The organism is Archangium gephyra (genome assembly GCF_042230915.1).
GTDB lineage: Bacteria > Myxococcota > Myxococcia > Myxococcales > Myxococcaceae > Archangium > Archangium gephyra_B.
On the sequence record NZ_CP102578.1, the window covers coordinates 11,492,756 to 11,518,559 of the forward strand.

25 protein-coding genes are annotated in these 25,804 nt (G+C 70.7%); 14 read left to right on the forward strand and 11 right to left on the reverse strand.

The genetic code is table 11. The annotated features are described in order from the left end of the window. Positions 1-154: 154 nt before the first annotated feature. From NR798_RS45470 to NR798_RS45480, 3 genes are all read left to right on the forward strand, one after another. Complete coding sequence (locus NR798_RS45470; RefSeq protein ID WP_375768892.1) at positions 155-712, forward strand: hypothetical protein; 558 nt, start codon at positions 155-157, stop codon at positions 710-712. Positions 713-987: 275 nt separating this feature from the next. After that, positions 988-2,241, forward strand: coding sequence for an SGNH/GDSL hydrolase family protein (locus tag NR798_RS45475; RefSeq protein ID WP_375768893.1), 1,254 nt, complete (start codon positions 988-990; stop codon positions 2,239-2,241). 84 nt (positions 2,242-2,325) lie between these two features. After that, complete coding sequence (locus tag NR798_RS45480) at positions 2,326-3,813, forward strand: phytoene desaturase family protein (protein WP_375768894.1); 1,488 nt, start codon at positions 2,326-2,328, stop codon at positions 3,811-3,813. Between the two features lie 7 nt (positions 3,814-3,820). On the opposite strand, the gene NR798_RS45485 is transcribed toward NR798_RS45480, so the two are convergent. Further along, positions 3,821-5,230, reverse strand: coding sequence for a deoxyribodipyrimidine photo-lyase (locus NR798_RS45485; protein WP_375768895.1), 1,410 nt, complete (start codon positions 5,228-5,230; stop codon positions 3,821-3,823). A 169-nt stretch (positions 5,231-5,399) separates the two neighbouring features. Between NR798_RS45485 and NR798_RS45490 the strand changes: the two genes are divergently transcribed. Continuing rightward, positions 5,400-5,639 carry a hypothetical protein gene (locus tag NR798_RS45490; RefSeq protein ID WP_375768896.1) on the forward strand — a complete coding sequence of 80 codons (240 nt, stop codon included), beginning with the start codon at positions 5,400-5,402 and terminating at the stop codon, positions 5,637-5,639. Further along, positions 5,639-6,517, forward strand: coding sequence for a hypothetical protein (locus tag NR798_RS45495; RefSeq protein WP_375768897.1), 879 nt, complete (start codon positions 5,639-5,641; stop codon positions 6,515-6,517). The genes NR798_RS45490 and NR798_RS45495 overlap by 1 nt, the downstream gene beginning before the upstream one ends. A 10-nt stretch (positions 6,518-6,527) precedes the next feature. On the opposite strand, the gene NR798_RS45500 is transcribed toward NR798_RS45495, so the two are convergent. From NR798_RS45500 to NR798_RS45510, 3 genes are all read right to left on the reverse strand, one after another. Next, positions 6,528-6,821 carry a hypothetical protein gene (locus NR798_RS45500; RefSeq protein WP_375768898.1) on the reverse strand — a complete coding sequence of 98 codons (294 nt, stop codon included), beginning with the start codon at positions 6,819-6,821 and terminating at the stop codon, positions 6,528-6,530. 7 nt (positions 6,822-6,828) lie between these two features. After that, a complete protein-coding gene (locus NR798_RS45505; RefSeq protein ID WP_375768899.1) occupies positions 6,829-8,022 on the reverse strand; it encodes an MFS transporter in 1,194 nt (397 codons plus the stop codon). Between the two features lie 75 nt (positions 8,023-8,097). Beyond that, the gene (locus NR798_RS45510; RefSeq protein ID WP_375768900.1) at positions 8,098-10,827 is read right to left on the reverse strand and encodes a bifunctional acetate--CoA ligase family protein/GNAT family N-acetyltransferase; all 2,730 of its coding nucleotides are present in this window, start codon (positions 10,825-10,827) and stop codon (positions 8,098-8,100) included. A 141-nt stretch (positions 10,828-10,968) separates the two neighbouring features. On the opposite strand from NR798_RS45510, the gene NR798_RS45515 reads away from it, so the two are divergent. The 6 genes from NR798_RS45515 to NR798_RS45540 all read left to right on the forward strand — a co-directional run bounded on the left by NR798_RS45515 (position 10,969) and on the right by NR798_RS45540 (position 17,409). Then, positions 10,969-11,412 (forward strand): hypothetical protein, encoded by a 444-nt coding sequence (locus NR798_RS45515; protein WP_375768901.1) that lies wholly within the window; start codon positions 10,969-10,971, stop codon positions 11,410-11,412. Positions 11,413-11,516: 104 nt separating this feature from the next. Then, complete coding sequence (locus NR798_RS45520) at positions 11,517-13,019, forward strand: GDSL-type esterase/lipase family protein (protein WP_375768902.1); 1,503 nt, start codon at positions 11,517-11,519, stop codon at positions 13,017-13,019. Continuing rightward, positions 13,016-14,992: a serine hydrolase gene (locus NR798_RS45525; RefSeq protein ID WP_375768903.1), complete on the forward strand. Its 1,977-nt coding sequence runs from the start codon at positions 13,016-13,018 to the stop codon at positions 14,990-14,992. The genes NR798_RS45520 and NR798_RS45525 overlap by 4 nt, the downstream gene beginning before the upstream one ends. A gap of 196 nt (positions 14,993-15,188) precedes the next feature. Further along, complete coding sequence (locus NR798_RS45530; RefSeq protein WP_375768904.1) at positions 15,189-15,701, forward strand: GNAT family N-acetyltransferase; 513 nt, start codon at positions 15,189-15,191, stop codon at positions 15,699-15,701. An 89-nt stretch (positions 15,702-15,790) separates the two neighbouring features. Further along, a complete protein-coding gene (locus tag NR798_RS45535; RefSeq protein WP_375768905.1) occupies positions 15,791-16,201 on the forward strand; it encodes a VOC family protein in 411 nt (136 codons plus the stop codon). A 101-nt stretch (positions 16,202-16,302) separates the two neighbouring features. Further along, the gene (locus NR798_RS45540) at positions 16,303-17,409 is read left to right on the forward strand and encodes a glycoside hydrolase family 3 N-terminal domain-containing protein (protein WP_375768906.1); all 1,107 of its coding nucleotides are present in this window, start codon (positions 16,303-16,305) and stop codon (positions 17,407-17,409) included. Between the two features lie 2 nt (positions 17,410-17,411). Here the strand turns inward: NR798_RS45540 and NR798_RS45545 are convergent, their stop codons facing one another. Then, positions 17,412-19,040 (reverse strand): sigma 54-interacting transcriptional regulator, encoded by a 1,629-nt coding sequence (locus tag NR798_RS45545; protein ID WP_375768907.1) that lies wholly within the window; start codon positions 19,038-19,040, stop codon positions 17,412-17,414. A gap of 139 nt (positions 19,041-19,179) precedes the next feature. Between NR798_RS45545 and NR798_RS45550 the strand changes: the two genes are divergently transcribed. Both NR798_RS45550 and NR798_RS45555 read left to right on the forward strand, forming a co-directional pair. After that, positions 19,180-19,626 carry a hypothetical protein gene (locus NR798_RS45550; RefSeq protein ID WP_375768908.1) on the forward strand — a complete coding sequence of 149 codons (447 nt, stop codon included), beginning with the start codon at positions 19,180-19,182 and terminating at the stop codon, positions 19,624-19,626. Positions 19,627-19,655: 29 nt separating this feature from the next. After that, positions 19,656-20,120 carry a hypothetical protein gene (locus NR798_RS45555; RefSeq protein WP_375768909.1) on the forward strand — a complete coding sequence of 155 codons (465 nt, stop codon included), beginning with the start codon at positions 19,656-19,658 and terminating at the stop codon, positions 20,118-20,120. Here NR798_RS45555 and NR798_RS45560 read toward each other — a convergent pair whose 3' ends face one another. Further along, positions 20,121-21,245, reverse strand: coding sequence for a hypothetical protein (locus NR798_RS45560; RefSeq protein ID WP_375768910.1), 1,125 nt, complete (start codon positions 21,243-21,245; stop codon positions 20,121-20,123). Between the two features lie 12 nt (positions 21,246-21,257). Further along, on the reverse strand, positions 21,258-22,118 hold the full coding sequence (locus tag NR798_RS45565) for a hypothetical protein (protein ID WP_375768911.1): 861 nt from the start codon (positions 22,116-22,118) through the stop codon (positions 21,258-21,260). A gap of 103 nt (positions 22,119-22,221) precedes the next feature. On the opposite strand from NR798_RS45565, the gene NR798_RS45570 reads away from it, so the two are divergent. Then, complete coding sequence (locus NR798_RS45570; protein WP_375768912.1) at positions 22,222-22,704, forward strand: MarR family winged helix-turn-helix transcriptional regulator; 483 nt, start codon at positions 22,222-22,224, stop codon at positions 22,702-22,704. Between the two features lies 1 nt (position 22,705). On the opposite strand, the gene NR798_RS45575 is transcribed toward NR798_RS45570, so the two are convergent. From NR798_RS45575 to NR798_RS45590, 4 genes are all read right to left on the reverse strand, one after another. Beyond that, positions 22,706-23,146: a type III secretion system chaperone gene (locus NR798_RS45575; protein WP_375773924.1), complete on the reverse strand. Its 441-nt coding sequence runs from the start codon at positions 23,144-23,146 to the stop codon at positions 22,706-22,708. 77 nt (positions 23,147-23,223) lie between these two features. After that, on the reverse strand, positions 23,224-24,171 hold the full coding sequence (locus NR798_RS45580) for a hypothetical protein (protein ID WP_375768913.1): 948 nt from the start codon (positions 24,169-24,171) through the stop codon (positions 23,224-23,226). A gap of 136 nt (positions 24,172-24,307) precedes the next feature. Continuing rightward, positions 24,308-24,763, reverse strand: a complete 456-nt coding sequence (locus NR798_RS45585; RefSeq protein WP_375768914.1) for an ester cyclase — start codon at positions 24,761-24,763, stop codon at positions 24,308-24,310. An 85-nt stretch (positions 24,764-24,848) separates the two neighbouring features. Then, entirely contained in the window at positions 24,849-25,643 is a 795-nt protein-coding gene (locus NR798_RS45590; protein ID WP_375768915.1) for an N-acetylmuramoyl-L-alanine amidase, read from the reverse strand. Between the last annotated feature and the right edge of the window lie 161 nt (positions 25,644-25,804).

Genomic DNA, 25,804 nt, shown 5'->3' on the forward strand with positions numbered 1-25,804 from the left:
TTCCCGGCGGATCCTCCGTTCAAACGCGAAACTCCGGGAAGGAGCTACAGGCCCTCCTTCCCTCCCACCGAGCAGGGGACCGAGGCCACCAAGCCGTTACAGGACGCGTGCGTAGTTTCACCCCCGCACCACAACGCAGCACGGAGGGGTCTCCATGACACCGACTCTCACGACCAGCGCCTATGTCCTTCACAACCTCGGCCTCGCGGCGGGCTTCGGCGGCTCGCTCTTCGGCCGCATCGCCCTCAACCCGTCGGCCAGGTTGATCTCCGACAAGCAGGACCGGGCGAAGATCGTCAACGCGGCCTGGAATGGCTACAACATCGTCAACGCCGTGGGCCTGGGCGCCACCGCCATCACCTGGCTCATCGGCCGCTCCAAGATCTCCGGCCGCTCCATTTCGGCCAGCGCCCGCAGGCTGGTGCTCGTGAAGGACTTCCTGATGGGCGCCACGCTCGTCAGCGGTGTCGTCAACCTCATCGGCGGGGGCTTCCTGGCCAAGCGCGCCCTCCAGGATGGCATCTCCATGGAGTCCGGCAGCAAGGCCTCCGATGACGCGCCCGATGACGTGAAGAGCACCACCAAGCTCGTCAACTGGCTGGGCGTCTTCAGCCTCGCCACCATGGCCGGCCTCATCGGCGTGTCCACCTGGCTGGACAACACCGCCCAGGCCAGCAGCAAGTGGAAGTTCATCGCTCGCGCCCTGCCGTAAGCTCAATCGCAGACAGTGCGTTTCCATGGCCTCCGCGCGCCAGGCGAGCGGGGGCCGTCGTGTTTTCCACTTCCGCGCGGTGCAAGCCTCCCCCCGGTACGAGCCGCTCCCTTGCCCCCTCCCCGGAGCGGGCAGCACCCGCGCACCGGCCGCGGAGGGAGGCAAGCCCCGCTCCCCAGGCGGCCAGAAGGTGCACACCCTTGGGCGCGAGGGGGGTTTGAATGGGCTGGCGGGAACGGACGCGGATCCTGGTGTGTGCGTGTGCAGTCCTCGTCATGGCGGGGTGCGGGTCCACCGGCAAGGAGGTGGAGGAGCCCGTCGAGCCGCCCGCGGCCGAGGAGCCCGCGCCCGGCACGCCCGCGCCAGATCCTCTGGAGGAGCCGCCTCCACCTGAAGGCCCGGTGGTGGTGGAGCCCACCGAGCCGGAGCCGGTCCCGGAGCAGCCGCGGCCGCCGCCGCCCATGTTCCAGCCGGGCTTCCATCAGGCGCTGCGCTGGTCCTACAGCACGGGCAGCGTGACGTTCCGCCTGCGCGTGCCGGTGGGCCGGGCCGGAGAGCGGGTGCGGCTCGCGTTCCGCGCGGGGGATGGCAACCTCGTGCTGCGCAAGGCCACCATCGCCCAGGCCGGTCCCAACGGCTCGCTGGCCTCGGCGCCGGTGGCGGTGACGTTCTCCGGCACCCCGGGCTTCTCGGTGGGCGCGCGGACGCGCGTGGTGTCCGACCCCGTGTCCCTGCCGGTGGGCTTCCGCGACGAGCTGGCCGTGTCCTTCGAGGTGCAGGGCGCCCTGGCGGTGAGCGCCATCCACGCCCTGCCGGGCAGCCAGGTGCGCTCGGGCGCCTATGCGAGCGTCACCGGCCCGCTGGGCGGTACGGGGTGGGATCGCGCCGTGGGACTGGCCACGGTGGAGGTGGAAGGCCCGCCCGCGCGCGCCTTCGTGGCCCTGGGCGACAGCATCACCGAGGGCTACATCGACGAGCAGGACGACACGCGCCTGGCCTGGCCGTCCGTGGCCGAGGCCCAGCTGGGCGTGCCCTTCGCCAACGCGGGCGTCTCGGGCCAGGGCTTCTACGATGCGCTGAGGAACCTGGACGCGGAGGTGCTCTCGCTCCAGGGCATCACCGACTGCGTCATCCTGCTGGGCACCAACGACCTGAGCGCCCTGGACGTGAGCGGCCTGCAGTCGCGGATGAACACGCTCGTCTCGCGGTTGCAGCCCTTCTGCCGCACCTGGGTGGGGACGCTGCTGCCCAAGGAGAAGAGCAACCACGGCGACTACGAGGTGGTGAAGCGGCAGCGGCTGGAGCTGAACGCGTGGATCCGCGCCACCTTCCCGGACGTCATCGACTTCGAGGCGGTGACGCGCCAGCCGGACAACGTGCACCTCTTCCTGGACGGGCTGGAGGTGGACGGCATCCACCCGAGCGCCGCGGGGCACCGCGTCATGGCCACCGAGGCGGCGCGGGTGCTGCGTGAAGCGGGCGTGCAACCGGGCCCGGGCGTGCTGCTGCCCGCCGAAGGGCAGCCCTGAGGGAAGCCTTCGGGGTGTCGAACGGCTCGCCAGGAGGAAGGCGGGCCGTTATGTCTTCCGGTGCCGGACCCCCGGCACGGCACCATGACGAACACCTGGTATGACGCAGTGGTGGTGGGCTCCGGCTTCGGCGGACTGGCCACGGCCCTGGAGCTCACCCGGCGGGGCGCTCGCGTGGCGCTCTGCGAGACCCTCAACTACCCGGGAGGCTGCGCCAGCACCTTCCGCCGGCATGGCTACGCCTTCGAGGCCGGCGCCACCCTCTTCTCCGGGCTCGACGAGGAGCAGCTCTTCGGCCGCTGGATGCGCCAGCTCGGGCTGGACGTGACGGTGGACTGGTTGGATCCGATGGTGGAGCTGCGCACCCCGGGCATGCGGCTGGAGGTGTACCGCGACCGCCAGCGGCTGATCGACCAGCTGTGCGCCTTCCCCGATGCTCCGGCCGGCGCCCTGCGCGACTTCTTCACACTGCAGCAGCAGGTGGCCCAGGCGCTGTGGCCCCTCTTCGATGACCCCACGCTGCTGCCGCCGCTCGACGTGCGCGCGCTGCTGCGGCATGCCTCGCGCGCCCTGCGCTACACGCCCCTGGTGCGCTGGATGGGACGGCCCCTGGGCTCCGTCCTGGAGCGGCTCGGGCTGATGCGCTTCACCCCGCTGCGCACGTACCTGGACGCGCTCTGCCAGATTACGGTGCAGTGCGCCGCCGCCGAGGCCGAGGCTCCCTTCGCGCTCGCGGCCATGGACTACTACTGGCGCGGCACCGGGCACGTGCGCGGAGGGATTGGCCGGCTGGCCAGCGCGCTCGCGGGAGCCGTCACCACGGGCGGTGGCGAGGTGCTGTACGCCAACCGGGTGAAGTCGCTCGAGCCCGTGCCGGGAGGCTGGAAGGTGTCGGCGCGGCGGGGCGAGCTGCTCGCGCGCCACGTGGTGGCCAACGTGCTGCCGCAGGGGCTGATGCGCTTGCTGGGCCTTCCCCCCGAGCGGCTGCCCGCGCGTCTGCGGGAGCTGGCCGGACGGGTGGCGGAGGGCTGGGGGGCGGTGATGCTGTACCTCGTGGTGCGGGCACCCGGGGAGGCCTCGCCCGGAGCGCACCACCTGGAGCTGGTGCAGAACGAGCAGGCCGCCTTCATCGAGGGCAACCACCTCTTCGCCTCGCTCAGCGGCGAGGCGGACACGGGCCGGGCGCCGCCGGGACACCGGACGCTGACGGTGTCCACGCATGTGCCGTTGCGCTCGCTGGCGGGGCGGCCCGAGGAGGAGCAGGCCCGCCTCGTCTCCACCATCCAGGAGCGGATGAGGCAGGGGCTGCGGCGCCTGGCACCCGAGTGGATGGAGAACCTGCAGCACGAGATGACGGCGTCCCCGCGCACCTTCGAGCGCTTCACCCAGCGCGAGGCGGGAGCGGTGGGCGGAGTGCCACGCCGCGCCGGGCTGTACCACTACCGCTCCTTGGGGCCCCGGCCGGTGATGGACGGACTGTGGCTCGTGGGGGACTCGGTGTTTCCGGGACAGAGCACGCTGGCCACGGCGCTCGGAGGCGTGCGTACGGCAGCGAGCATCTCGCGCGGGTAACGGGGGCTCAGTCGCCCTCGAAGCGGACACCCGCCGCCCGGGCTTCGGCCACGAGCCCGTCCACCTTCTCGAGGTAGGCCTCCATGTCCGCCTTCCGCTCCAGGCCTCCCGAGGACATGTACCGCACGGTGCCGAAGATCTCCCGCTCGCCCCAGGGCCGGTCATGCAGGCCGAACAGCCAGCCGATGTTCGCGTAGGAGTTCGCGTCGCGCCCGTCCAGGAAGTAGCGGTTGTTGAGCGCCAGCGTCGTGCGGTGCGCGTGCTCGGGGGTGCTGCTCCACTCCAAGATCTTCTTCCCCCAGTACATGCGCATGGCGTTGTGCATGTAGCCCGTGTAACGCATCTCCCGCATGGCGGCGTTCCAGTACGGGTCGTGCGTGCGCGCCCGCTCCAACTGCTCCCGCGTGTACTGGTGGCGCCGCTCGTCGCTCCGGTGCTTGTCCAATGTCTTGCGCGCCCACTCGGGCACGCACTCGAAGCTGTCGTAGTGGGGCGAGTACTCGGCGAAGTTCTGCGCCAGCTCGCGCCGGACGATGAGCTCCTCCAGGAAGCTCTCGCGCTGGTTGTCCGCTGCCTTCGCGCCGCGCGCCGCCAGCGCCACCTCCACCGGGCTCACCTGCCCGAAGTGGAGGTACTTGCTCATGTGCGAGACGTGCGTCGTCTCCGGGTGCGGCCGGCTCTCCTCGTACTCGGGGAGGTGCTCGGTGAGGAATTTGCGCAACAGGCGCTTCGCCTCGCTCATGCCGCCCCGGAAGCGGTGGCTCACCGGCGGCACCGTCCGGTCCAGGTCCAGCTTCGCCAGCACCGTGTCGAGGTCCTCGAGGTCGAGCCCCTTCACGCCCAGCCCCAGCGAGTCCGTCTTCAGCGGCGTGGGCGCGAGCTCCACCAGGTACGCGCTCCAGAGGCGGTGGATTTTGGGGCGGATGGTGCGCGCGGCGTACTCGGCCTTGCCCGAGGCGGCCTCCACCGGCACCACCACGTCGCCCTCGACTTGAATCACCGGACAGGAGGCCTTCTCCGCCACCGTCTGGCGCCACTGCTTCTGGTGCCTCAGGTAGCCCCGGTCACACACCACGAGCGCCGCCTTGCGCGCGAGCTTCAGTGCCACCTCGTCCGGAGCGCCGCGCTGGACCACGAGGGGAATCTTCCGGCGCACCAGCGTGCGCTGTGCGTCCTGGAGTCCCTCCAGCATGAAGCGGTAGTGACGGACGTTGGCCTCGGGGTAGCCGTCCATGAGGCCGAAGCCTACGAGCAGCGGCAGCTTCGCCTCGTTGGCCCGCTGGATGGCGTACTCCAGCGCCGGGTTGAACTCCGCGCGCTGGCTCTGCTGCATCCAATAGAGGATGTAGCCGCCGTCCTTCGGCTCGTGGGTGTTGAGCCGCTTGATGCGGCCCTCTTCGATGGTCCTGCTCGCCATGGCGCTCCTTTTATAGAAGCGTCTGTTCCACGGCCAGGAAGCGGAAGAGGGACTCGTCATGGCTCGGGACGCAGCCCCCTTCTCCCTGGCGGAGCTTCCGCGTTAGAGGTGAAGTGACGAGCCATGCGGCCCGCCCCTGGGACGGGTGCTGCGCTCAGGAGAAGGACACATGCGCTGGCGAGGCGTGCTCAGTCTCACGGTATGGATGGCGATGGGAACGGGATGCCCGGAGACGTGGCGGGAAGGCGGCACCATCGACCGGGCGATGGCGAAAGACCTCGCGGAGGAGCTGCACCGGCACGACTGCTACTTGAGCGAGGACGAGTGGGTGGAGAAATGTGGCGTTTCCCCCGAGGATTGGACGCAGTCCGGGTGCCCTCATGCGTGTCAGTTCAGGGTCGGCCCGTGATGCGCTGGCGCCCCCTCCTGATCTCGCTGTTGGGCATCCTCCTGCTCCTGCCATTGGCCTGGGCCCTCCATACGGCCATGCTGGGAGATTTGCGACCGGCTCCCGCGGCGACGCTCGTCCCCATGCTCTCGCCCGGAGAGCGCCAGAGCCTGCTCACCTACGAGCGCCCCTGCACAGGCCGTAAGGACTGCGAGCCACCGCTCGCCTGCTTCTTCAACAAGCGCTCGAAATGGAGGTACTGCACCGACAGCCGGTGCATGACGGATGAGCAATGCGCGGAGGACATGGTGTGCCGCACCTTGGAGACGGTGAAGGGCGGGCCCCAACTCCGCCAGTGCACGCTGGTGGGTGTGCGCAAGGAGGGCGAGCCCTGCGCGGACATGTCGTCCTTGCGGAAAGCGGCCTGTGAACGGGGCCTGCTGTGCCAGGATCGCCGATGCGGCCGGCCGTGCCGGGTGGAAGAGCCCGGGAGTTGCCCGGAGGGATTCTTCTGCCGCGAGGGCCTCGATGGACCTTCCTGCCTGCCCACGTGCGAGGGCCGTGCGTGTCCCGAGGGCCAGGCCTGCATCCAGCCCAACAGCGAGCAGGGCGTGTCGGTGTGCGCTCAAGTGTATGGCCACAACTGCCAGGAGACCCCCTGTCCCGAGGGCCAGAAGTGCCACATGTGGAATCCCTTCAGCCACCCGCGCGAAGCCTGGGGGACGTGTCTCATCCGTTGTGGTGAGGAGCACACGCCCCCCTGCCCCGAGGGCTTCGTCTGCCAGATGAACTATTGCAGGAAGGCCTGTGACCCGGCCGTCCCCGATATCTGCGGTCCTCATTACAAATGTGACCGCTACTCCGAGAAGTTCGACTGGGCGTGCGAGCCGGACATGTGAGTGTGAGGGTTCAGCCCTTCCTGTTGAGGGCGCGCGTGGCCTGCCAGGTGGACTCGAACTCCGCGCACTCGATCTCGAAGGGCGCGAAGCCGTCTTCCTCGACATCGAGCGTGGCATCACTCAGGCCGCCATAGCGGTCCTCGAGGTGCGAGGCGTCGTACTTCAGCGCCGTTCCGTTCTCGTAGATCTCAAGTTGCCGCGCCACCCCACCCTGCTCGTCCAGCTCCAGGTACCAGATGGACGTGCCCCAGGCGTCGTACTCATCGCCCCGCGACTCCTCCCAGGGCCGTTTGAAGTAGCGCATCCGCGCCTCACTTCGCGGCCTGCACCGCCCCGCTCCGCTCCCGCGCCGCGTGCCACGCCAGCGCGCCGAACGTCCCCGCCAACGTGCTCAGCAAGCCTCCCGCCGCCAGGAACGCGCCCTCGAGCCCCACCGCGCCAATCAGCGGCTGCGCGAGCAGCGGTGAGATGAACTGTCCCAGGAAGAGGCTCGTCGTCAGGAAGCCCATCACCCGGCCTCGCGCGGCCTCCGGCGCCACCTCGCCCGCCCAGTTCGCCATGTTCGGCGTCAGCAGCCCCTGGCCCAGCCCCGACACCGCCAGCCCTCCCACCACCGCCGCGTACGAGTGCGACATCCCGACGAGCACGTAGCCCAGCGCCATGCACGCGAAGAGCACCGCCATGATGCTCCGGTAGCCGAGCACCTGCCGCACCTTCGCGTAGCGCAGCGACACCACCGAGCCCACCACCGTGGACACGCCCACCGCCAGCCCCGCCAGCGCCGAGGACTGCACCCCCAGCCGCCTCAGCAGGAAGGGCAGCTGCAACGGGATCAGGTAGAAGATCATCATCCCCACCATCGCCAGGCCGTACACCTGCCACAGCGTGCTCCACGGCAGGGCCACGCGCGCCGCTCCGCCCGCCACGGGCCCCCGCTTCACCTCGGGCTCGGGGAGGAAGAACAGGATGAGCGGGAGGATCAGGAAGGCGTAGAGGTAGACGGCGAACGGGGCTCGCCAGTGGATGTCGGCCAGCAGGCCTCCGCCCAGCATGAAGACGAAGCCGCCCACGCCCATGGAGGCCGCCTGGCGCCCCAGCACCACGCCGCGCTCGGGGCCCGCGTAGTAGTCCGCGATGAGCGCCGCCGCCGTCGTCATCAGCCCGCCCACCGCCAGGCCCAGCAGCGCGCGGCACACGAGGATGAGCGGCAGCGACGTGAGCACTCCCGGCAGCGAGCCCGCCACGCCGTAGAGCGCCACCGCCGCCACCAGCAGCCGCTTGCGGCCGAAGCGGTCGATGAGCATCCCCGCCAGCGGCGCCCCCATCGCGGTGAACAGCGCCGGCAGCGACACCACCAGCCGCACCCAGAGGTCAATCCCTGGCACCCACTCGAAGGCCATGCGCAACCGCGGCAACGAGGGAGAGATGGCGGCGCTCGCCATGATCGTCATCATGCTGACGAGCAACAGCGTGAGCAGCCGCAGGGTCGGGTGGGGGGTGCGCATGCCAGGTTTTTATCCCGACTCATCCCCGCGACTCCAGACACCCCCGGGTAACCCTGGACCCAGGTGCTCCCCGCCTCAGAGGACCTTCACCGCCTTCACCACATTGTCGCCCACGGTGCCGGACGGGATGATTTGGAAACCAAGCTTGCGGCAGATGCGCTGCATCGCCCCGTTGCCCGAGAGGATGTCCGCGACAATCCGCTTCAGCCCCCAGTCGCGTCCCACGTCCACCAGCCGGCGCAGCAGCTCCGAGCCCAGCCCCTGCCGCTGCACCGCGTCACTGATGAGCATGGCGAACTCGGCGTCCTGAGTTCCCGGCAAGCGCGTCAGGCGCCCCACCGCGAGCAGCTCGCCCCCGTTCCCCCGCTCCACCACCAGCGCCAGCTCCCGCGCGTAGTCGTTGAAGCAGATGCGCGCCAGCCGCCCGTGCGCCACGCGCTGGTCCAGCTTCATCATCCCCGCGTACCGCAGGAACACCGTCTGCTCCGAGAGCGTCTTGTGGAACTCCACCATCCTCGGCTCGTCCTCGGGACGGATGGGACGGATGACCACGTCCTGCCCATCCTTCATCTTCCACCGCCCCACGTACTTCACCGGGTACGGGAGGATGGCGAGCCGCGGCAGCTCCTCCTCCTTCACCTCCGGGCCGTGCAACACCACGCGCGCGTCCAGCGCCACCAGCCGCTGCGCCGACGCCAGCAGCGGGTTGATGTCCACCTCCTGGATGAAGCGCTGCTCCACCACCAACTGGCTGAAGCGCACCAGCAGCTTGCGCAGCGCTCCCAGGTCCACCGGCTCGCGCCCGCGCACGCCCTTCAACGCCTCGTGGATGCGCGTCTGCTCCATCAGCCGCCCCGCCAGCGTCGTGTTCAGCGGCGGCAGCGCCAGCGCCCGGTCCTTGAACACCTCCACCAGCGTCCCGCCCGCGCCGAACAGCAGCACCGGCCCGAACTGCGCATCCAGGGTGCTCCCCACGATGAGCTCGTAGCCCTCCAGCTTCACCATGGGCTGCACCGTCACCCCGTCGAACCCGTCCGCCTTCCCCAGCGCCTCCAGCCTGCCGCGGATGGCCGCGAAGGCCTCGCGCACCTCCTGCGCCGTCCCCAGGTTCAGCTTCACCCCGCCCACGTCCGACTTGTGCGTCACCTGGTGCGAGTGCAGCTTGAGCACCACCGGGTAGCCCAGCGACTCCGCCTCGCGCACCGCCTCGTCCACCGTCGTGGCCCGCCGCGTCTCCACCGTGGGAATGCCGTACGCCTCCAGCAGCCGCTTGGACTCGTACTCCGTCAGCAGCGTGCGGCCCGCGGCGCGCGCCTCGTGGATGAGCCGCTCCGCCTCATCCCGGCCCGGGGGCTCCTCCGCCAGCACCGGCGTCTCGTACAGGCCCGCCAGGTTGTAGCTGTAGCGCCACATGTAATTGAAGATGCGCGCCGCCGTGTCCGGATAGCCGAACGTCGGAATCCCCGCGTCGTTGAGGATGCGCTCACCCGCCGCCACCTCCGAGCCTCCCATCCAGCTGGCGATGACGGGCTTGCCCAGCTTCGCGTAGGGCCGCAACCGGTCCGCCGTCTGCGTGGGCTCGGTCATGTCCTGCGGCGTGAGGATGACGAGCAGGCCATCGCTGTTCTCGTCCGCGCCCGCCACCTGCAGCGCCTTCTCGTAGCGCGCGGGGTCCGCGTCGCCCAGGATGTCCACCGGGTTGCCATGGCTCCACGCCGGGGGCAGCAGGCCGTTGAGCGCCGTCACCGTCTTCTCCGAGAGCTTCGCCAGCTCGCCCCCGCCCATTACCAGCGCGTCCGTGGCCAGCACGCCCGGACCTCCCGCGTTGGTGAGGATGGCGAGCCGCCGCCCGACGGGACGCGGCTGCCGGGCGAGCACCTCGGCCATGTAGAAGAGGTCCGCGATGGAGTCCACGCGCAGCACGCCCGTGCGCCGGAAGGCCGCGCTCAGCACCTCGTCGCTGCCCACCAGCGTGCCCGTGTGCGAGGCCGCCGCAGCCGCCGCCTGCGCCGTCCTCCCCGCCTTGATGACGATGATGGGCTTGTGCAGCGCCACCTCGCGCGCCGCCGACAGGAAGGCCCGCGCGTCCCCAATGGACTCCATGTAGATGAGGATGCTGCGCGTGCGTGGGTCGTTACCGAGGTAGTCGATGACGTCGCCCCACCCCACGTCCAGCATCGAGCCCATGGACACAAAGGCGCTGAAGCCCACCGCCTCGCGCAGGCTCCAGTCGAGGATGGCCGTGAGCAGCGCGCCGCTCTGGCTCACGAAGGCCACGTTGCCCGGACGCGCCATGTCTCCCGCGAAAGTGGCGTTGAGCCCCGTGGTGGGCCGCATCACCCCCAGGCAGTTGGGGCCGATGATGCGGATGCCCGCCTCCCGGGCGATGTGCAGCACCTCCAGCTCCAGCTTCACGCCCTCGGGGCCCACCTCCTTGAAGCCCGCGGAGATGATGATGACGCCTCGCACGCCCGTCTTCGCGCACTCGCGCATCACCCCGGGCACCGTGCTGGCGGGAGTCACGAGGACGGCCAGGTCCACCGGCTCGGGCAGCGCCTCGAGCGAGGGCCAGGCGCGGATGCCCAGTACGTTCTTCCGGTTGGGATTGATGGGGTAGACGGTGCCCCCGAAGGGGTTGCTGATGAGGTTCCAGAGGATGGTGCGCCCCACGCTCCCCTGCCGCTCGCTCGCGCCCACCACCGCCACGCTGTGCGGATTGAAGAGGGCATCGAGCGGATGACGGCCCTGCTGGTGCAGCAGGTCGTACGAGGGATCGTTCGGCGGCGCACGGGTCGTCTGGGCCATGCGCCCGTTTTCCGCGCCCCAGGCGCCCCCGTTCAACCGCAACCGTGGGCCGGGCGCATGGGGCGTTGCCTGGAGGGCAGTGGAGACCCGCTGGGAGCGAGACGTGTGGCGGATGTGGAACAGCGGTAGGCTCCTGCCGCCATGGCTCGCCGCAAACAGTCCGATGAGGCCACCGCCCGCGTCCGCAACCTGCTCGCCCTCGACGCCGCCAACATCATGCGGCGGCTCGAGTCACGCCGGGGCGAGATGTTCGTCCTCTTCTCCCGCCTGCGCAGCCGCGAGCCCATGCTCAGCACCATCGCCACCCGCTACTCCACGGCCACCTTCCACGAGCTCGTCCACCTGCCCGTGCGCGAGCAGTCCGTCGTGGACCACTTCTACGAGTGCCTCGACGCGCTGCGCTGGTACTTCACCTATACCGAGGACATGCCCAGCACGGCCCAGCAGACCTTCAACACGCTGCACCGCCGCCTGGAAGAGGCCCACCGCAAGCTCGTCGCCGTCCTCGGCCACCCCGTGTCTCCCGATGGCACCACCGTGGTGGAGGGTGAAGTGTTGCGGCGTGAGGACAAGGCGCTTCCTTGATGCTGGAGAGCAGGTGAGCGGGCGAGCGACAGGCTGCTACGTGCCTCGGCTTCGCGGCCGGTTCCTGTCTCGGTTGGAGTCTTTCGTCTAGAGTTCCGCGCCGCATGTTCCAAGCTTCTCGCGGCAGGCGGTGGGCGGTCGTCCTCCTCGTTCCCTTCCTCCTCGGTGCCCTCCTCTGGGCGTCCTGGCCAGCTCCCGGGGAACCCCAGGCGCACCGGCAGTCCCGTGCTCCGCGGGCCCCGCGTCCGGCCGCATCTCCCGACAAGCCGCTCCGGCTCGCCCAGGCCGCTCCCGCCGCGCAGGCCGCTCCCGCGCCTTCCGCCGCCGCTCCGGCCGTCAGCCGCGCGCTGCCCCCTCCCTCGCCCCGCGCCCTCAAGCTGTATCAGCTCGGCAAGAAGCTCGGCGTCCACGAGCCCCACCTGGAGGACCCCTGTGTCGCCCCCTCCGGCGCCACCTGCTCGCGCACCGCGCTCACCCCCTTCTTCGAGTCCCTCGACGCCCTCTCCTCCCGCGAGGCCTCCTCCCCCGCCGTCATCTCCGCGTTCGGCAATTCGCTGATCGCCGGTGACCGCATCGTGGACGTCATCCGCGAGGAACTCGGCGCCACCTTCGGCGATGGCGGGCGCGGCGTGCTCGCCATGGACCGGCTCGGCCCCTACGGGCCCCGCGTCCGCGCCGGCTTCGCTCGCGGCGGTTGGGAGCCTCGCACCCTGGGCGAGCTCAAGCTCGCCGAGCTGCCCTTCGGCATCACCGGCATCTACCACCGCTCCACCACCGCCAGGGCCAGCAGCCGCTTCGCGCTCGACAATGAGCCGCATGGCACCCTGTGGTGGCTCGACGTGCCCCGCGCCGGCCAGCTCTCCGTGCACGCCGATGGCAAGGAGCTCGCCCGCGCCGAGCCCCAGGGCTCCGGCCAGGCCCAGGCCCTCTCCTTCGACATCCCCGAGGGCGCCCGCCACCTCGAGGTCGTCGCCGAGGGCCGCGGCGCCGTGGTGCTCGGCGTCGTGCTGCAGCACCAGCGTCCCGGCATCGTGCTCGACACCCTCGGGGTGCCCTCCGCCGACGCCAACCTCTTCCTGCGCGCCCGCGAGGACATCTTCCGCACCCAGCTCGCCGAGCGCTCTCCCCGCCTGCTCCTCTTCATCCTCGGCGGCAACGAGGCCAAGCGCCTCGAGTGGGGCCGCTCCAAGCTCGCCGAGGTGGAGGAGGGTCTGCGCACCTTCGTCCGCCGCTCGCGCGCCGCCGCTCCCGGCAGTGCCTGCCTGGTGGTGGGTCCCATCGACGCCGTGCGCGGTGGCAACGGCGCCAACAAGCTCGTCCAGCGGCCCTACCTCGACGAGGTCATCTCCATCGAGCGGCAGATCGCCCTCACCGAGGGCTGCGCCTTCTTCGACATCTTCTCGGCCATGGGCGGCTCCGGCTCGCTGGCCCGCTTCGTCCAGGCCGGGCTCGTCCACGAGGACCTCGTCCACCCGCGCGGCCACGGGCTGGACATCCTCGGCCAGCTCATCACCGATGCGCTGCTGCGCTCCTGGGTGGACGCGGGAGACCCCCGCCGCCAGGCCGCGCTCGCGCCGCCGCTCCAGGCCTCCGAGGAGACGCGGTGAGAGCGCTCCTCGCCGCGCTGCTCGTCCTCTGCCTCACCGCGCCGCTCCCGGCCCCGGCCCGCTCCCGCCCCTCCGCCGCGGCCCGGCAGAAGGACAAGCCCTTCCCCGCCGAGGTGCAGCGCGCGCTGGAGGCGCTCGTGCGCGCCGAGCTCGCCAAGGGCCCCTACGCCGGGCTCTCGGTGGGCGTGCTCCACGGCGGCATGCGCTGGGTGCAGGGCTATGGAATGCGGGACCTCGCCCACAAGCTGCCCGCCACGCCCCGGACGACGTACCGGATGGCGTCCATCACCAAGTCCTTCACCGCCGTGGCCGTGATGCAGCTCGTCCAGGAGGGCAAGCTCCAGCTCGACACGGACGTGCGCTCCTGGGTGCCCGAGTACCCCGAGAAGCCGTGGCCCTTCACCGTGCGCCAGTTGCTCGGCCACCTCGGCGGCGTGCCCCACTACGACGGGCCCGAGGCCGCGGAGAACACCCAGCCCCTCGACACCGCGGGTGCCCTCGCGCTCTTCGCCGACAAGCCGCTGGCCGCCGAGCCCGGCACGAAGTTCGTCTACACCACCTGGGGCTACAACCTGCTCGGTGCCGCCGTGGAGAAGTCCTCGGGCCAGGGTTACGGCCGCTACCTGAAGTCCCACGTCTTCGGCCCCGCCGGCATGCGCCACGCCGCGCTGGATGACCAGCGCACCCGCGACAAGCACCACGCCGTGGGATACCGCCCGCACAAGGGACAGCTCGTCCCCTCGCACTTCCTGGATGTCTCCAGCCGCTTCGCCGGCGGAGGCACCCGCGCCTCCGTGGAGGACCTGCTCGCCTTCGGTCAGGCCATCCTCCAGCACAAGCTGGTGCCCGCTGAAACAGCACGGATGATGCAGGCCCCCATGAGCACCCGCGAGGGCCAGCTCACCGACTACGGCATGGGCTTCGCCACCTACCCGCTGCGCGGCCACTACATGGTGGCGCACGCCGGAGGCCAGCCGGAGACCACCTCGCTGCTGGTGATGCTTCCCGCCGAGGACGTCGTCATCGCGATCGCCAGCAACCTGGAGGGCGAGGCGAAGCGGCAGCGGCGCATCTCCACCCGCATCCTCGAGACGCTGCTGGAGGACGGACTCGTCCGCCGCGACGCGCACCTGGTGGACCCGGTGGACGCCGTGGTGCACGAGGGGCTCGCCCGCCTCTTCACCTACGGGCTCTCCTACCACCAGTGGGCCACCCGCGGCCCCGGCACGCACCCCGAGCCGGGAGACCTCTCCGAGGCCTTCACCCGGATGTCCACGCTGCTCGACCGCGCCAGCATCGCGCAGGATCCGCAAGCCGCGCTGCAGCGCGTGCGCGACGCCCACCAGCCGCGCGAGGGCTCGCTGCTCATCCGCGTGGGGGCGCACATGGCCTGGACGCTGGAGAAGGCGCTGGGGCCCGAGAAACTGCGCGAGTACCCCGCGCGCGGCCCGCTCGCCTTCTTCACCGACTACCTCGCCGCCTGCGAGCAGGTGCCCTGCCCCGCACCGCTGCGCTTCAGCGAGACGCTCCAGAAAGACGCGCGGCACCTGGACGAGGTCTGGCAACGCGCGCAGGTGGCCGAGCTGCGGCGCGTGCGACTGGACGAGGTGAAGGACCCCGAGGCGCTCTGGCCCGCGCTGGAGATGGCCACCGCCAATACCTCGCTGCACCCGGACTACGTGGACGAGATGCTCCGCGTCGCGGGCCTGCTCGGCAAGCGCGGCAAGAAGGAGGAGCAGCTGCGCTGGCTGGAGCGCGCCGTGGCCCTGCATCCGCAGTCGGCCCCGGCGCGAGAGGCGCTCGCCAAGGTGCAGGCCCCCGGCACGCAGCAACCGCTGGAGGTCCCCGCCGCCACCGCGCCTCGCCGCGCGACGGATGGCAGCAGCCCCGTGCCCGATGACGCCGGGCTCCTGCCTGCCTCCCACCCCGCTCCGCAGCCGCCCCAGGAGCGCGCCGCAGATCAGGGGGGCTGACCCGCCGGGCGCGCTTCGCTCAAAGTTGTCCAACTGTTGGACAACTTTTACGAAACCCGCGCAGAGCGCCGCTCCTCCGTCAACAATCCCTCTCCCTCCGGGAGAGGGACGGGGTGAGGGTATCCGTCCCCGTGCCCCACCTGGAGCCCCCGGAGTACACTCCAGGGCTCCATCACCCTGGATGGGGGGGGGCCCGATGTTCCCGGTCGAGAACGGACACGTGAAGCGGCTCGGAGCGGACGACGCGCCGGCGCTGCAGTCACTGCTCGAGCGCTGTCGCGACTTCCTGGAGCTGACCCACGAGGCGCCGCGGCCTGGCGCGGCGGAGCATTTCCTGACTCACCTGCCCGACGGCAAGACGCTGGAGGACAAGTTCGTCCTCGGCCTGTACGTGGGGGAAGTGGACGAACTGAGCGGAGTCATCGACATCGTCCGCCACTGGCCCGTGAAGGACGAGTGGATCATCGGAACCTTCCTGCTGGACCCCACCCGCCGCAACGCGGGGCTCGGGGCGCGCGTGCACCGGGACCTCGAGCGGTGGGTGCGAGGACAGGGAGGGACCGGGCTCCGGCTCGTCGTGCAGGTGCAGAACCCGGCGGGGCTCCGGTTCTGGCAGCGGCGGGGCTACGCCATCACGGGCCAGACGATTCAACGGACAGCCACGCGGGAGAATATCATCCACCTGCTGCGCAAGCCGCTCGACGCCTGAGCGCGGAGCTCCAGGGAACGATTGCCCGTGCCAGTGGCCAGAGTGTCCTGGCAGGCTACTCCGCCCCCCGTGTGGAGCCACCGACGACCATGATCGAGCTACGTGCCTGCATCGATGTCGAGGACCTGGACAAGGCCATCGCGTTCTACACCCAGACTCTCGGGTTGAAGCTGGGGCGCCGGCTGGGCTCCGACTGGGCCGAGTTGCTCGGGGCCACCTCCCCCATCGACCTGCTCGCCAAACCGGCGGGGAGCCCCTCCAGCCCCGGGGCCTCGTCTGTCCGCGACTACCGCCGCCACTGGACCCCCGTCCACCTGGACTTCACCGTCACGGACCTCGACGCCGTCGTCCAGCGCGCCCGGGCCGCGGGCGCCACGCTCGAGCGCGACATCCAGGAGCAGAAGTGGGGACGCATGGCCAACCTCGCCGACCCCTTCGGCAATGGCTTCTGCCTGCTCGAGTTCCGGGGCCGCGGCTACGACGAGATCGTCGGCTCCTGAACCGTGCCCGGCCGCCCGCTGTGCTCGCGGCCTGACGTGCCGTCGAGCCCCATTGAATCCGTTCGGGCCAGCGGGTCCCCTCCATGGAAGACTGCGCCGCCATGCGAGCCGTGCTTCGTTCATCGCTCATCGCCCTGACGCTCGTGCTGTCCACCACCGCCGGAGCGGCCCCTCCGGCCAGCATGCCCCACGGTTTCCACGCCCGCGCCCCCGATGAGGCGCGCGTGGAGCGCATCCTCCACTCCCTGTCCGCACGCGAGAAGGTGGGGCAGTTGCTGCTCGCCTACCCGCAGGTCGGCAAGGAGAACCCCGTGGAGGTGGGCGGGGTGCTCTTCGTGGGAGGGACGCTGCGCAAGCTCGACGCCGCGAAGGAGCGCATCCGCTCGTCCAGCGAGCGCGCCCGCATCCCTCCCTTCTTCGCGGCGGACATCGAGGGCGGTGGCTTCAACCGGCTCAAGGCGCACCCCTCGCTCAAGGAGCTCCCGTTGGCGCGGGACATGGCCTCGATGGAGGACGCCGAGGTGGAGGCGTGGGGCGTGCGCGTCGGCAAGGCGATGCGCGAGGTGGGGCTCAACATGAACCTCGCGCCCGTGTTCGACGTGTCGCCCAAGGGCCACATGTTCCGCAACGGCCGCGCGTTCTCCGGGAACCCCGAGGTGGTGAAGCAGAAGGCCACCGCCTTCGCGCGCGGACTGGCGAAGGCGGGCATCGTCTCCATCGGGAAGCACTTCCCGGGCTATGGAGACCTCGAGGCCGACTCGGATCACGAGCAGGCCGTCGCCGACTGGGATGAAGAGCGCGTGCGCCTGGAGGCCGCCGCGTTCCGCGCCGCGGACCGCTACCTGGGCGGCGTGATGCTGTCGAACATCGTCTACGCGAAACTCGGACCGGGGCCGGCCATCCTCGAGCCCGCGCTCGTCGCCATGGCGCATGAGAGCGGTTGGCTCTCCGTCACCGATGACGTGGCCATCCGCGCGCTCGCCGAGCGCATCGGTGCCGAGCGCGAGGAGGTGGTGCGCCGGGCCTTCCTCGCGGGAAATGATCTCATCCTCACCACCGAGCCGCCGGACTGGTCGGGCGGGCTGGACTACTTCGGCATCCTGACGAAGCTGGCGGAGTCGGACCCGAAGGTGGCCGAGCAGTTGGACGCGTCGGTGCGGCGCGTGCTGCGCATCAAGGACCGCATGGGCCTGCTGGACGGGATGTAGGCTCACCGCTTGCGGCGGCGTGTCTCGCGCTCGTAGCTCTTGAGCTTGCGGTACAGCGTGGTCGCGCCGATGCCCAGCTCCTGCGCGGTGCGCGTCCGGTTGCCTCCGTTGCGCGCGAGCACCGCCAGGATGTACTCGCGCTCCACTTCCTCCAGCGTGCGCACTTCCCCCGTCGGCGCCGGTACCGGCAGCGCCGCCCGCACGTCCTCGGGCAGGTCTTCCAACTCCACCCGCGTGCCTCGCGAGAGCGCCACCACCCGCTCCATCGCGTTGCGCAGCTCCCGCACGTTGCCCGGCCAGTCGTAGCGCTGCAACTGATCCGCTACCTCCGCCTCCAATCCCGGCGCCGAGCGCCCCAGCTGTCTCGCCGCGTCCACCAGGAAGACCCGCGCCAGCGGCAGGATGTCCTCGCGCCGCTCCCGCAGCGGCGGCACCGTCAGCTCCACCACGCGCAGCCGGTAGTACAGGTCCTTGCGGAAGCGCCCCGCCGCCACCTCCTCGGCCAGCGGCCGGTTCGTCGCCGCCACCACCCGCACGTCGATGGGCCGGTTCATGTTCTCCCCCACCCGCCTCACCTCCCGCTCCTGCAACGCCCGCAGCAGCTTCGCCTGCATGCCTGGCGGCATCTCCCCTATCTCGTCCAGGAAGAGCGTCCCGCCCGCCGCCGCCTCCAGCAGCCCCACCCGCTCGTGCGTCGCCCCCGTGAAGGCCCCTCGCGCATGGCCGAACAGCTCCGCCTCCAGCAGCGACTCGGTGAGCGCCGCGCAGCTGATGGCCACCAGCGGCCCTCCCGCTCGCGCCGACTCCTCGTGCACCAGCCTCGCCACGCGCTCCTTCCCCGTGCCGCTCTCCCCGATGACGAGCACCGTCGCCTCGCTCCTCGCCGCCCGCTGCACCAGGTCCACCACCCGCCTCATCCCCGCGCTGCGCGCCACCAGCCCTCCCGGTCCCTCCGGCTCACCCTCCACCTGCTCCAGCGCCCGCGCCCGCTCGCGCAGCTTGCGCTCCGTGCGCTTGAGGGCACTCGCCACCTGGTGCAGCGAGGCGTCGAGCACCTCTCCCTGGAAGTACGGCAGGTGCTCCTCCAGCTGGCTCCCCCACTCCTCCAGCGTCCGGCCCGCGAAGTGGCAGGCCGCATCCCCCCTCGCCACACACCGATCCTCCAGCACGTAGAGAGGCCGGCCCGACGCCCGGCTCATGTACCCGCTGGCGAAGCCGCACTGCGTCCAACACGAGGGCGCCTCCGCCCGCCCCAGGTGCAGCAGGTGCTGCTCCGCCTCGTACGAGTACTCGACCGTGGCCCCCCCGGGCTTCAGGGGATTGTTCTCCTCCGGCCGGACGCGGATCAGCCCCTGCAGGGTATGGATGAGCGCTCCGGCCGTCTGCCACTCCGCGTCGCTGCTCCACTGGAAGCCGGTGCGCAGCGCCTCCGCCATGCGCCAGCCGTGCGCGAAGCCGAAGCGCGTCAGCACCGCCCTCGCCCCCGTGAGGCCCAGCATCTCCACCAGCTGCTTGCGCAGCATCCCCATCGCCACCGCGTCCAGGATGAGTGCCCGCTCGCCCGCGAAGCGCACGCCCTCCCGCGGATCCACCTCCAGCAACGTCTCGATGCTCAGGTCCCTGGCTCGCATGGGTGACCCTTTCATTTTGGAAGAAGAGTCATTCGTTTCGACCGGTGTGTCCAGGCCCCGCGCGCCCAAGCCCTCGAATTTCCTGGGACTCTGGACTGGTCCGGAGGTTGCTATGTCCTCCTGAGGCCAGGAGGACGCCATGTCGTTCAAACGGGAGACACTGGAGGACGGCTCGGTGCGGTTGTCGAGCGAGCGGTGCGCCTACATCTACCAGCGGCTGCGCCCGGGCGTGGTGTTCATCCGCTTCATCGGGGACGACAAGGGCGAGTTCGGCGAGGCGCCCCGGGATGAGCTGCGCGAGGACCTCCGCCGCTACGCCCCCATCGAGCTGTTCTTCGAGATGGATGAGAGCACCGGGGCCAACCTGCCCGTCCAGGAGGCGTGGACCGAGTGGTTCAGCACCTACCGCTCGGAGTTGAAGAACGTGAGCGTCCTCACGCGCAGCAAGTTCATGCACGTGAGCGCCGAAATGGTGAAGCTCTTCTCCCGCACCGGAGAGCTCATTCGCGTCTACCTCGACCCGGAGCCCTTCCTGGAGGCGCTCCAGCGCGCGGCGCCCGATGCCCGGCTGGAGACCAGGAAGTGAGCACCCCCACCGGTGAAGCAGGAGGCTGTATGGGCACAATCCGGCGAGAGACGTTGGAGTGCGGCGCGGTGCGGCTGTCGAGCGAGCGGTGCAGCTTCACCTACCAGCGGCCGCGCCCGGGTGTGGTGTTCATGCGCATCGTGGGACAGGACAAGGGCGAGTTCGGCACCGCGCCCATGGACGAGCTGCGCGAGGACATCAGCCGCTACGCGCCCATCGAGCTGTTCGTCGAGATGGATGAGATCACCGGCGCCAACCTGCCCGTGCAGGAGGCGTGGACGGAGTGGTTCAGCACCTGGCGCCCGGCGCTCAAGAGCGTGAGCCTCCTCACGCGCAGCAAGTTCATGCACTTCACCGCCGAGGTGGTGAAATTCTTCTCCCGCACCGGCGAGCTCATCCGCGTCTACCTCGAGCCGCGGCCCTTCGAGGAGGCCCTGAAGCGCGCGGCGCCCGACTTCCCCGGGCTCGAGGCTTCCCGGCAGCGCGGCCTGTAGTCACACCACGCGGCCCCGCATCACATCCACCAGCCACTGCCAGTAGGGTGTCAGGGGATAGCGGAAGGCAATCAGCGCGCCCACCAGGGCCCAGCCCCAGGCCGCCCACCAGAGGCGCGGGGCGGGGGGCGCCGAGGCGGGCCGCTCGGCCGCGAGCACCAGGGCGGGCACCACGAGCGGCAGCACGTGCCAGTAGCCGTGCGAGCGGTCCATGAGGGCCACGAGCGCTCCCGTGAGCACGGTGAGCGCCGCCCAGAGGTAGCGGTGGCGCAGCAGGTACCCGAAGACACCGAGCGCCAGCAGGAGGAAGGCGGGCGGCGAGGCCTTGCCCCGCAGCAGGTGCGAGACGTGCACGGGGCTGTCGGCGGGGATGGTCTCCAGCGTGCCGGAGAGGGCCGCCGCGCTGGCCGCCGCGGTGAGAACGAGCACCCCCGCCACGGCCCCGGACGCGAGCGCCCGGCCCTTCCCCGCGCGCCACGCCGCGAGCAGCGCCCAGAGGCCCACCGGAGCGAACACCAGCGCGCGGAAGTGCAGGGCCGCGCAGACGCCCAGCAGCACCACCGCGGTGGCGGGCCGCTCCCCGCGCAGCGCCAGGAGCGCCCCGGTGCCGGCGAGCATGAAGGCGACATCGTAGAAGCCATTCGCGCCCGAGCCCACGAGCGCGGGCACCAGGAGCAGCGCGCCCCCGGCGAGCGCCCACCGTCCGTGCGGCCGCAGCAGCACGAGGCCCAGGCCACTGGCGGCCAGCCCCACCGCGAGCCAGAGGAGCGTCATCCACCGGTGCGCCGTCGCGGGCGCGAGGTACCCCGCACGCTCCAACGCGCCCAGGGGCCAGTGCAGGAGGAGTCCCAGCGGCGGGTACGGGGCGGTCCGGTCGGGAAACAACCCCTCGTGCTCGGGGCAGGGGAACAGGCCACGCGCGGCCTCGCCATACGGCTGCCGGTAGAGGTCGAAGCCCCGCTCCACGAGCGCCTGCGACTCGGCCATGTGCCGCAGGTGGTCCGTATAATGATTCGAGAGGTCCCCTCCCGGTGAGGCCCGCAGCGCATGCCCGCCCAGGAGCCCCACCACGAGCAGGGTCACCAGGGCAGTACCGCGGGAGGGCCTCGGGAAGGAGCGCGCCATGGCCGCTCCCTATCAGAAGGCGCAGAAGTAGAGGGCCTCGGTGTCCTGGTGGAGCAGCTCGGCCTTGTCGCCGCGCCGCACGGCCACCGTGAAGACGTGCCCCTCGTAGCGGCGGGTGCCGAGCACCACCACCCCCGGCCCCTCCTTGCCCAGCTGGAAGGCCGCCACCGGGCGCGTCACGCCCACCTCGTCCTTGTCGTAGAGGTTCATCGGCGACGTGTCACTGCCCGCCATGTCGCCCTTGGTCATGCTGTCCGTCCCCACCTTCTTGCCGTTGAGCAGCACGGTGAGCTGCCCGCGCAGCTTGCCCGTCTTCGTCAGCAGGAAGCCGAGCCCCCCAGCCTCGTAGGCCCGCACGTCCTTGCTCGCCGCCGTCTTGCCCTTGGGCAGCGGGGTGCCCAGCGCGCTCGCCGCCACCTCCTTCACCGGCAGCGAGGTGAGCCCCTCGGTGCCACCGGGCGGGAGCACCCAGACGGGGCCCTCGGGCAGCGGCGTGGAGGAGGAGAAGCCGGCGAAGGTGGCCACGTTCCCCTCACACCCGTACAGCTCGTCCGAGGTGCCCAGGTAGGTGCCCTCGCTCGGCCCGGCCGTGGAGACGAGCCGCACCTTCGTGCCCTCGGGCACGGACTTCCACACGTCGGTGAAGAGCACCACCTGGGCCTTCGGGTGCATGGGCGTCCAGTAGTACGCCTGCGTCTTCACGTCGGGCTTCACCGTGGCGAAGCCCAGCCACCCCGGCAATCCCTTCCAGCGCGCCTCCGGCAAGGAGGCGGGAGCCTTGGCTGCCACCGGCGCCTGCGTCCGGGGCTCCGGAGCCGGGCCCCCATCCGCGAGCGCCACCACCACGAGAAACACGAGAGAGAAGGAGTGCATAGGGGCCGGCAGCCTAGCCGCCCGGAGGCCCGATATGCCCGGGGTTCCCGCCCGTTAGGTCTCCAACGAGTTCCCAGCCCGGAAGGGGACAGGAGACAGAGCCATGTCGGAGCTGACATCCGAGGTGCGTGTGGTGGTCGCGCGGTTGAGGAATCTCTTCGTCGACATGGCCCGGCGCGGGGCCTTCGCCAACCCGCTGGACGAGATTCCCCACGAGAAGCTCGAGCCCCGGCAGCTCCAGGCGCTCTGGTGGCTGGGCGCCGAGTGCTTCCTCACCGTCAACGCCCTGGCCGAGCGCATGGGCATGGCCATGCCGCCCATGACACGCCTGCTCGACAGGTTGGAGGAGCTGGGGCTCGTCACGCGGCACCGGGGGATGCGCGCGGACAAGCGGCAGGTGGTGGTGCGGCTCACCACCGAGGGCAGTGTGGCCGCGGAGCAGGCCGACGCCGTGGTGCAGGAGCGGCTGGCCCGGTTGCTGCTGCCCATGGAGGGCGAGGCGCGCAGCGCCCTGCTGGACGCGCTGGAGCGCTGGGTGGAGGCGCTCGCACGCCCCTCGGGAGACACCACCCGCACCGCGGCGTGACTCAGCGCTTCTCCAGCTCCTCGGGGTGGAAGACGCGCGAGGCCACCCGGTCCAACACCTCGTCGCCCCACACGAGGCTCGCCTTCGCCAGCCGCTTCATGTCCTTGGCGAAGGCATTGCCGTCCGGCACCTGGCCGTACTCGCGGCTCAGGAAGAGGCCGCGGTTCTCCCGCTCGTAGTCCACGGTGCCACCGCCGGTGTCCGTGCCCTCACGCGCCTCGGCCTCGAAGCCCTCCAGCACGCCCTGCTTCGGCGGCTCCTTGAAGCGGTAGACGAGCGCGCTGCACTCCAGCGCCTTGCGGTCCTCGTGGTACTCGAAATACACCTGCGCCGTGCCCACGGTGAGGCCGCCGAAGCCCTGGGCGTTGAGGCCCGGGCTGAGCACCGCCCCCTGCGAGCGCGCGTACCAGCGCAACAGCTCCTGCGCCGACTCGCGCGTCATCACGCCACCGCTCGCGGGCGGTGGCGGCGCCATCCCCACCGCCGACAGAATCCACTGCAGCATGGTGCGTGGCTCCGTCAGTTGAACTGGCCGGCGCGGGCCTTGGCGAAGTCCACCCGCTGCGGCAGGTACGCATCCCCCAGCCCGTGCGTGCCCGAGATGCCCGAGCCGTGCTCGAAGCGGTGGATGACGGCGCCCTTGCCGCCACCGCGCGCCCACTCGTCCGCGCCCTTGCCGTTGCCCTGGCCGAACCACGTGGGGACGATGTCCTTGTTGTTGACGTAGTGCACGTACTGGGGGCCGTCCGGGAAGTTCGCCGCGGCGCCACCGAAGGTCTCCACCTGCACCTTGCTCAGCAGCTTCTCCACGTCCGCCTTGGACATCCCGTCTTCGATGCGCAGCCGGTTGGCCACGTCCGTGAGGGCGCGGCTCGTCACCAGGGCGCCCTGGCTGTGCGCGAACAGGTGCACCCCGCGGCCCGCCTTCAGCTCCGAGTAGACGGTGTCCGCCATGGAGTCCACGGCCGGGTTGTGGCCCTTGTCCAGCTTGTCCTTCACGCACTGGGCGAGGTCCGCCACCATGCCCTCGGTGGCGTTGTGGATGCCGACGACCTTGGCTCCGGTCCGGTCGGCGATCGCCTGCATGCTGTTGAACTGCTGGTCCTTCGTGTTGGAGATGCCGTTGACGTAGATGAACGTCTCGGTGGGGTTGGGGTTGTTGCGCGGGGTGACGCCCGGAATGTCGCTCAGCGACGTGCCCGGCGGGAACGTCTGGCCCCCGGCGCCCACCAGGTGCCCGTCATACACGCGGTCCGGCTTCGAGCCGCCCAGCAGCTGGTTGTTCAGCTCGCGGATCTTGTTGGTGGCCTTGTCCTCGAAGCCGTCGACGAACTGGCCCACCTTCTGGGTGGTGTCGGCCACCTTGTGGGTGACCGTGTTCGCCACCTGCTGCGTCTTCTCGACGGCGTTCTGCGCGCCAGTGCGCACGGTGTTGACGAGGTTACGGCCGCGCTCGATGAGGCTCATGGGGGGCTCCGGCGGAAAGGCTCGGGAAAATCCGTTGAGGGATTATCGCGGATCAGACGCACGAGTTGCGTCCCCCGCCCCGCTTCCTCCCCCCGTGCGAGCCCCCACACGCTGGGTACGGCCCTGGCGCCCCGCGTCAGATGACCAGACCCTGCTGCTCGTAGAGCTCGCGGGCCTTGGGCTCCAGCGGCTGCGCCAGCCCGAGCTGCTGCAGGTAGCCGAACGTGTCCCACTGGCTCGAGTCCTCGACGAGCTTGCCGTTCTCGAACTCGGAGATGGTCATGCCCTCCATGTGGACGCGCTGGCCCCGCGGCTCCACGTCCAGCAGCCGCCGGGCGAGATTCCCCTCCATGCTCCACCAGGTGATGGCCGTCTCGCCGTCCACGTAGAGGCCGTGGATGCGCACCTCCAGGTTGGGGAAGCAGGCGCGCAGCAGCCGCACGTAGGCCTTCACGCCCGCCAGGTCCGCGTCCCCCACCAGCGGATCATGGCTCACGTAGCCGGGGTGGCACAGCTCGTCGAGCACCTCCACCCGGCCCTCGCCATAAAGCTCCTCGATGATGCGGCGGGCGGCTTGTTTGAGGTTGGCCATGGATGTCCCTCCTGCCCCAAAGGTAGGGACGAGGCCCGGCGCATCACGCGGGCTCCGGCACCCGGCACGAGGGGCGGACGAGCCCTCAGACGGCCGCGTCGACGGCGCGGCGGACGCGGGCCCAGTCGAAGTGGTCGGCGGGGTCCGTCTTGCGGCCGGGGGCCACGTCGCGGTGCCCGAGGATGTTCTCCCGGGGCACCCGGTAGCGCCGGGCGAGGTACGGCACCAGCTGCTCCAGCGCGCGGTACTGCGCCTCGGTGAAGGGCGTCTGGCCGGTGCCGTCGTTGGTGATTTCAATGCCGATGGAGCGCGCGTTGACGCTGGGCTCGGTGTCGCCATGCAGCGAGGAGCGGCCCGCGTGCCACGCCACCTGGCTGTCCGGCACCAGCTGGTACACGGTGCCATCGGGGCCCACGAGGTAGTGCGCGCTCACCCGGTTGGAGCCGCGCACCCAGCGCAGCGTGGCCAGGTCCACCCGGGCGCTGTTGGTGGCGGTGTGGTGCAGGATGATGGCGTCGATGGCCACGCCCCGGCGGGACTCCTGGTTCTGGGAGGGCTTGGACACCACGGGCGGCTTCTTCACGGGCACCAGCGCCTTGAGGAGCGCGGCGCGCGTCCGGGGCCCGTACTCGCCGTCCACGGTGAGCCGCCAGTCCGTCTGGAAGCGCGTGAGGGCCAGCTTCGTCCTGGGCCCGAAGTCCCCGTCCGCCTTGCCGCTCAGGTAGCCGAGCTGGATGAGCACCGCCTGCAGCCGCTGCACGTCCGGGCCCTTGCTGCCCTCGGACAGGAGGACCTCGGGGAGCTCCGAGGAGCCGGAAGTGCCCGAGGAGGTGGGGGCGCTGCCAGAGGAGCCGAGAGCGGAGGCATTCGACATGGCCATGAGACGGATTATCGCCCCCGGGCTGACCCGGCGGCTCTCCGGGCGAGGAGGAGTCTCCGCTAGCGGACACCTGGAATATTTCGCACACGCTCCGTCAGTGGGACGAATGCTGGGTTTTTACCAGTTTGCATCCAAAGAACGCTGACGCCGACCCAAAGCCT